Genomic DNA, 7,141 nt, shown 5'->3' on the forward strand with positions numbered 1-7,141 from the left:
CGCTGGTGTGCCCGCACTTTTCAGCTTATCTGCCGAACCTGATCCGGCAGGTGGTCCGCCCGGGCAAAGTGTTCCGGGGACGCCTATTTAGGCCATCGATAGCCGAAGCCAGTAGACTAAAGTCATGTGCCCGTTTTGAGGGCCACCCGATGTCCGCGTTGAATGGTGCGATATCCGGGATTAACACCGTGACGGCCTACGGGTCTTCCACCGGGAACATACTGAAACGAGCCTTAGCGCATGTCTGAAACCACCGCCAAATTAGCCTCACGCAATGATCTGCGTAACGTCGCCATCGTGGCGCACGTTGACCATGGCAAAACGACCCTGGTCGACGCCATGCTGAAGCAGACCCATTCGTTTGCTTCCCACGGCGTCGTGGCGGACCGGGTCATGGACACCGGCGACCTGGAACGCGAAAAAGGCATCACAATTCTGGCCAAGAACACTACCGTTGCGTACAACGGACCGGCTTCCAACGGTGAGACCATCACCATCTCCGTCATTGACACTCCGGGCCACGCCGACTTCGGTGGCGAGGTTGAGCGCGGGCTTTCCATGGTCGACGGCGTTGTCCTGCTCGTCGACGCTTCCGAAGGTCCGTTGCCGCAGACCCGTTTCGTGCTCCGCAAGACGCTGGCCGCCAAACTTCCCGTTATCTTGCTGGTGAATAAGACAGACCGCCCCGACTCCCGCATCGACGAGGTCGTGCACGAGTCCATGGACCTGCTCCTGGGCCTGGCCTCGGACCTTGCCGATGAAGTTCCGGACCTGGACCTGGACGCCGTCCTGAACGTCCCCGTCGTTTACGCCGCAGCCAAAGTCGGCGCGGCCTCGCTGGATCAGCCGGAGAACGGGACGGTGCCGAACAACGACGACCTGGAACCGCTGTTCAAGGCGATCATCGACCACATCCCAGCACCGACGTACGACCCCGAGGGTGTCCTGCAGGCTCATGTGACGAACCTGGATGCCTCCCCGTTCCTGGGGCGCCTGGCGCTGCTGCGAATTTACAATGGAACCCTGCGTAAGGGCCAGACCGTTGCCTGGGCCCGTCATGACGGCGAACTAAAGAACGTCAAGATCACCGAATTGCTGGCCACCAAGGCCTTGGATCGTGTCTCGGTCGATTCTGCCGGCCCCGGTGAGATTGTCGCCGTCGCCGGTATTGATGACATCACCATTGGTGAGACGCTGACGGACCCGGACAACCCGAAGCCGCTGCCGTTGATCAAGGTTGACGACCCGGCCATCTCGATGACCATCGGTATCAACACCTCCCCGCTGGCCGGCCGCGTCAAGGGCCACAAGGTCACCGCACGGCAGGTCAAGGACCGCCTGGACAAGGAACTGATCGGTAACGTTTCCCTGCAGGTTCTGCCCACCGAGCGTCCCGACGCCTGGGAAGTGCAGGGCCGTGGTGAGCTGGCGCTGGCCATCCTGGTCGAGCAGATGCGCCGCGAAGGCTTCGAACTGACCGTGGGTAAGCCGCAGGTGGTCACCCGGGTCATCGACGGCAAGATCAACGAGCCGATGGATCACATGACAATCGACGTGCCGGAAGAATACCTCGGCAACGTCACTCAGCTGATGGCTGCCCGCAAGGGCCGCATGGTCAACATGGCCAATCACGGCACCGGCTGGGTCCGGATGGAGTTCATCGTTCCCGCCCGCGGTCTGATCGGCTTCCGCACCCGCTTCCTGACCGACACCCGCGGAGCCGGCATCGCCGCGTCCATTGGTGAAGGCTACGAGCCGTGGCATGGCCCGATCGAATACCGGACCAACGGCTCCATGATCGCGGACCGCTCCGGCGTCGTAACCCCGTTCGCCATGATCAATCTGCAGGAGCGCGGCTCCTTCTTCGTCCAGCCCACCACCGAGGTGTACGAGGGCATGATCGTCGGGGAGAACTCCCGCGCCGATGACATGGACGTCAACATCACGAAGGAAAAGAAGCTCACCAACATGCGGGCGGCGTCGTCGGACACGTTTGAAAACCTGACCCCGCCGCGCAACCTCACGCTCGAGGAGTCGCTGGAATTCTCCCGCGAAGACGAGTGTGTTGAGGTCACGCCCGAGTCGGTCCGGATCCGTAAGCTCATCCTGGATGCCAGCGAACGCGCCAAGGCATACCGCAGCCGCGCCAAGGCGTAGCAGCTTTCGCGCGGACACCGCGAACCATTGCCGGAGAGTCGGTCAGCCAGCGACGGAAAGTCCGGCAAAATAGAATCATGACCCCACAGCAGCCCGTCCCCGAATCTTCCAGGGGCGGGCTGCTGCCGTTAACGCAGTCGGCCGGTCAACGGTTGCTCTTCGTGCATGCACACCCGGATGACGAAACTTTGGTCACCGGGGCCACTATGGCGCTCTACCGGGCCGCAGGTGCCGAGGTTGCACTATTGACCTGCACCCGCGGTGAACTTGGTGAGGTAATTCCGGTAGACCTGCAGCATTTTCAGGTCCGCCAGCAGGGGGACGACGACGGCGGCAGCACCGATGGTGCGCAGCGCGCCGCCGGCGGGGGCAACCTTGACTCCGGCGGTTTGCGTGCCGCGGCCGACGGGCTGGCCGACCGGGGGAACATCGGCGCCGGGCTGGCAGCAGTGCGGGAACTTGAGCTTGCGGCCGCGCTTGAAGAACTTGGCGTCCAGCAGCTTTTCTGGCTCGGCAGGGGCCTTGCCAAGGCAGGACCCGGCCCGGATGCGGTGTACCGGGACTCCGGCATGTCATGGGGTCCCGATGGCCGGGCCAGGGCAGCAGCTACGGTCCTTCCCGGCTCACTGTCCCGGGCCCCGCTGGATGAAGTAGCAAACCATGCAGCGCAGCTCATCCGCAGTCTCCGTCCACACGCAGTAATCACCTACGCGGCGGATGGCGGATACGGGCACCCGGACCACATCCGCGCCCACGAACTGACGGTAAGGGCTGTGCAGCTTGCCGGCCTGGAGGTGCCGCCCACGGTCTACACCATCGTCAGCGACCGGCCGGAACGACCCCTCGATCAGGACGCCGCGCTGATCACTGTGCACGGTAACTTCGAGGCCAAACGCGCGGCGATGAGAGCCCATAGAACCCAGGTCTCCGTCGAGGGGAACCGCTATGCCCTTTCCGACGGCGTATGGAAAGACATCTCTGCAACGGAAACCTTTCAGGTGCTCCACCAGTCTGCAGCGCCGGCTGGAATCCGTCCCGCAACCTCCGAGGGTGAGAGCCAACGTCTGGTTATCGGCGAGCCTGCTCACAGTGGGCTGATCCAGCCTGCTCAGCCAGCTCCTTCCCGCCTGGCCGGCGCGGTGGCGACAATTGGACTGGGAGTGCTCGCCGGGCTGCTGGGTACGGCGCTGCATGGGCACGCACTTGCGACGGCGGGCCCGGTGCTTCCCTGGGGATCTGCCTTGGCCTTGCTGCTGCTCCTGAGCCTTACTCTCTTCGTAGGCCTGTGGCGTCGATCGGCGTGGCTCAGCGCCATCAGTGGATTCTTCGCTTATGTCGTCGCGGGTATTCTCTCCATTCCCCGGGGCGACTACGGTCTGATCATCGGGGACGTGCAAGGGAACGTGTGGCTCTATGGCATCGCCGTGGTGACCCCGCTCTCGGCCGTCGTCTGCGTGTATCTCCTGCGCAGGCAATCACAGCGCGCGGGCAGCCCATCGAATCTCCTGCGCAGAAAATCGAGCGCACGCCCCGGAGTTTGAGGAGGGTTAGTGAGCCGGCGGCCGGCGTTCGGGCGCCGGTGGCACGGACTTGGCCGCCTGGATGTCCGCTAAAGCAATATCGACGTCGCCGGCCCGCGTGCTCACCGTGCAGCGGTGCGCATCAATGGACTTCAGGAACCCCAAAGCATCGGTAAGGCCGCCGGGAATTCTGTACCTAACCACCACGCGTGTGCCGATCGGGAGACGCTGGAGTTTGTTCGCTGCAGTATCCACCAGTTCATAGTAGGTCTTGGACGACTGTTGGTTTGCCGGTGGTGGGGGATAATGGGAACAACCCACTGAATTCCCGGGCAGATGGCATGACCGGGCGCATTAAGTCTAAGGAAGGTCGGGACGTGACGTATGTAATCGCGCAGCCGTGCGTGGATGTCAAGGATAAAGCGTGCATTGAAGAGTGCCCCGTTGACTGCATCTATGAAGGAGAGCGCTCGCTCTACATCCACCCGGATGAATGCGTGGACTGCGGCGCGTGTGAACCTGTTTGCCCGGTTGAGGCCATCTATTACGAGGATGACACGCCGGAAGAATGGGCAGAATACTACAAAGCAAACGTAGAGTTCTTCGATGAACTGGGTTCGCCGGGCGGAGCCGCGAAGATAGGCAATACGCACACGGATCATCCCATCATTGCGGTGCTCCCCCCGCAGAACCAGTGACGGAGCGGACTATAGGGCTGGCGCTGCCCGAGTACCCTTGGGATGCCATGGCACCCTACCTCCGGACCGCGTCCGGACACCCGGATGGCGTCGTCAATCTTTCGATCGGGACTCCGGTTGATCCGACGCCGGCGGTGATCATGCGGGCTCTGGCCGATGCTGCCGACGCCCCTGGTTATCCCACAACGCACGGCACCCCTGCATTGCGGCAGGCAATTGTTGATTGGTTTGATCGCCGCCGCGGCGTTCCCGGACTGAGCCCGGAGGACGTTATGCCCACGGTGGGATCCAAGGAACTGGTGGCGTGGCTGCCGCTGCTGCTGGGATTAGGGGCGGGGGACGTCGTGGTGCGCCCCGCCGTCGCATACCCAACCTACGATATTGGCGCGAAATTAGCCGGGGCCGAGTCGGTTGCGGCGGATTCGCTGGACGACCTGGACGCCGCCACGCGGGCGCGCGTGCGGCTGGTATGGATCAATTCCCCGGCAAATCCGACCGGCATGGTCCGGACGGCAGCCGAGCTGGAAGCCTTGGTTGACCAGGCCAGGGGGCTGGGTGCCGTGGTGGCCGCCGATGAATGCTACGCAGAGCTCGGTTGGGGCCAATGGGATCCCGGGCGTGGCGGGGAACCGGTGCCCAGTGTGCTGGACCCGCGGGTCTGCAAAAGCTCGACGTCGAACCTGCTGGCAGTCTATTCCCTCAGTAAGCAATCCAACGTCGCCGGCTATCGCGCTGCCTTCGTGGCTGGAGATTGCGCCATCATGGCGAATTTGATCAACAGCCGTAAGCATGCCGGAATGATTGTGCCTTATCCCGTCCAGGAGGCCATGCGGGTTGCGTTGGGGGAGGGCAGCCACGTTCAAACGCAGAAGGATCTGTACCGGAGTCGTCGCGAAATCCTGATTCCGGCGCTGGAGGCCTTTGGGCTGCGCATTCATCACTCCGAGGCCGGGCTGTACCTGTGGTGTACCGCCGGCGAAGATACCTGGCTGACGATTAGCCGGTTGGCCGAACGGGGAATCCTTGCCGGGCCCGGTGTCTTCTACGGAGCAGCCGGGAGCGGCTTTGTCCGCATCGCACTCACCGGCTCTGATGAACGCATCGCAGCCGCTGCGGCGAGGTTGCGTTCATGAGCGCTGTAGTCCGTAAACCCGTCGTACCAGGATGGCGGCCGGTCGAGTGACGATGCTCTCATTTTGGCTCTCATGCTTCCGTTCCCGGCCCTCAGGATTAGTCCTCAAGGCCCACAGCGCGGTAGTTTCTTAACTGACCGGGGTAGTCTTTTCATTGACTGCGCGGGTAACCAGCAGCCACATCAACAAGGCCTCTGATGCTCCTATTGCTGCAGACGGGGCTGGGCTACCTCATGAAGGGGACTCCATGACTGAATCGACGGGCGCATCTCTGCGCTACGACGGCGGGGAGCTTGCGCTGCCGCGGATTGCTGCCGCAGAGGGCAACGACGGATTCGACGTTTCCAAGCTCCTGACGGCCACCGGTGCTGTCACCTACGACCCGGGTTTCATGAATACCGCGGCCACTACGTCAGCCATCACCTACATCGACGGCGATAAAGGAATTCTGCGCTACCGCGGTTATCCCATCGAAGAGCTGGCGGCGCATTCTAACTTCCTCGAAGTTTCATACCTGTTGATCTACGGCAACCTGCCAACTCCGGCGGAGTATGCCACCTTTGACCAGCGCATCCGCCGCCACACTCTGCTGCACGAGGACCTTAAGGGGTTCTTTGGCGGGTTCCCGCGGGACGCCCACCCGATGCCGGTGCTCTCCTCTGCGGTCTCCGCGCTCTCCACGTTCTACCAGGATTCGCTGGATCCCTTCGACGACGAGCAAGTGGAACTTTCCACTTACCGGCTGCTGGCGAAGATGCCGGTTATTGCTGCCTACGCCCTGAAAAAGTCGCTCGGGCAGCCGATGCTATACCCGGACAACTCCATGAACATGGTGGAAAACTTCCTGCGGCTGAGCTTCGGGCTGCCCGCGGAGCCCTTCCATATGGACCCAACTGTGGTCAAAGCACTGGACCTGCTGCTGATTCTGCACGCGGACCATGAGCAGAACTGCTCCACGTCCACGGTCCGTCTGGTCGGTAGTTCCAATGCAAATATGTTCGCTTCGGTCTCCGCAGGTATCAACGCTCTGTTCGGACCGCTGCATGGCGGCGCGAACGAGGCCGTGCTCAATATGCTCCGCCAGATCCAGGCCAGTGGTGAACCGGTGGAGAAATTTGTGGAACGCGTGAAGAACAAGGAAGCCGGCGTGAAGCTGATGGGCTTCGGGCACCGTGTTTACAAGAACTACGATCCGCGCGCCAAAATTGTCAAGGAAACGGCCCACGAGATCCTGGCCAAGCTGGGCGGCAATGACGAGCTGCTGGACATTGCTATGCGGCTGGAGGAAGTCGCCCTGACGGACGAGTACTTCATTTCCCGCAAGCTCTATCCCAACGTGGATTTCTACACGGGTCTGATTTACAAGGCGATGGGCTTCCCGGAGAAGATGTTCACGGTGCTATTTGCCATCGGCCGGCTGCCGGGCTGGATTGCGCAGTGGCGGGAAATGATGAAGGATCCGCAGACAAAGATCGGCCGTCCGCGCCAGCTGTACACGGGCGAGGCAGAGCGCATGTACCCCTCGCGCTAGGTTTTCGCAGCCTAAGCACGGCGGCGGGGGGGGGGGGGGGGGGGGGGGGGGGGGGGTGGGGGCGCCGGGCGCCGCGAGCCGCCGGGCGACGGAGGAGGCGGG

General features: G+C 62.6%; 6 protein-coding genes. 5 read left to right on the top strand and 1 reads right to left on the bottom strand.

Annotated elements, in window-relative coordinates:
• Positions 1-240: 240 nt before the first annotated feature.
• Both typA and IV500_RS13250 read left to right on the top strand, forming a co-directional pair.
• Positions 241-2,157 (top strand): translational GTPase TypA, encoded by a 1,917-nt coding sequence (gene typA / locus IV500_RS13245; protein ID WP_196397280.1) that lies wholly within the window; start codon positions 241-243, stop codon positions 2,155-2,157.
• A gap of 77 nt (positions 2,158-2,234) precedes the next feature.
• On the top strand, positions 2,235-3,698 hold the full coding sequence (locus tag IV500_RS13250) for a PIG-L family deacetylase (protein WP_196397281.1): 1,464 nt from the start codon (positions 2,235-2,237) through the stop codon (positions 3,696-3,698).
• Between the two features lie 6 nt (positions 3,699-3,704).
• Here the strand turns inward: IV500_RS13250 and IV500_RS13255 are convergent, their stop codons facing one another.
• Complete coding sequence (locus IV500_RS13255) at positions 3,705-3,932, bottom strand: putative acetyltransferase (protein ID WP_196397282.1); 228 nt, start codon at positions 3,930-3,932, stop codon at positions 3,705-3,707.
• 122 nt (positions 3,933-4,054) lie between these two features.
• On the opposite strand from IV500_RS13255, the gene fdxA reads away from it, so the two are divergent.
• The 3 genes from fdxA to IV500_RS13270 all read left to right on the top strand — a co-directional run bounded on the left by fdxA (position 4,055) and on the right by IV500_RS13270 (position 7,039).
• Positions 4,055-4,375 (top strand): ferredoxin, encoded by a 321-nt coding sequence (gene fdxA / locus IV500_RS13260; protein ID WP_196397283.1) that lies wholly within the window; start codon positions 4,055-4,057, stop codon positions 4,373-4,375.
• Positions 4,372-5,508 carry a succinyldiaminopimelate transaminase gene (dapC, locus tag IV500_RS13265; RefSeq protein WP_196397284.1) on the top strand — a complete coding sequence of 379 codons (1,137 nt, stop codon included), beginning with the start codon at positions 4,372-4,374 and terminating at the stop codon, positions 5,506-5,508. Before fdxA ends, dapC begins: the two co-directional genes overlap by 4 nt.
• Positions 5,509-5,755: 247 nt before the next feature.
• Positions 5,756-7,039: a citrate synthase gene (locus IV500_RS13270; protein ID WP_196397285.1), complete on the top strand. Its 1,284-nt coding sequence runs from the start codon at positions 5,756-5,758 to the stop codon at positions 7,037-7,039.
• The last annotated feature ends 102 nt before the right edge of the window (positions 7,040-7,141 follow it).

It is taken from the genome of Arthrobacter terrae, from assembly GCF_015708085.1.
In the GTDB taxonomy this organism is placed as follows: domain Bacteria; phylum Actinomycetota; class Actinomycetes; order Actinomycetales; family Micrococcaceae; genus Arthrobacter_M; species Arthrobacter_M terrae.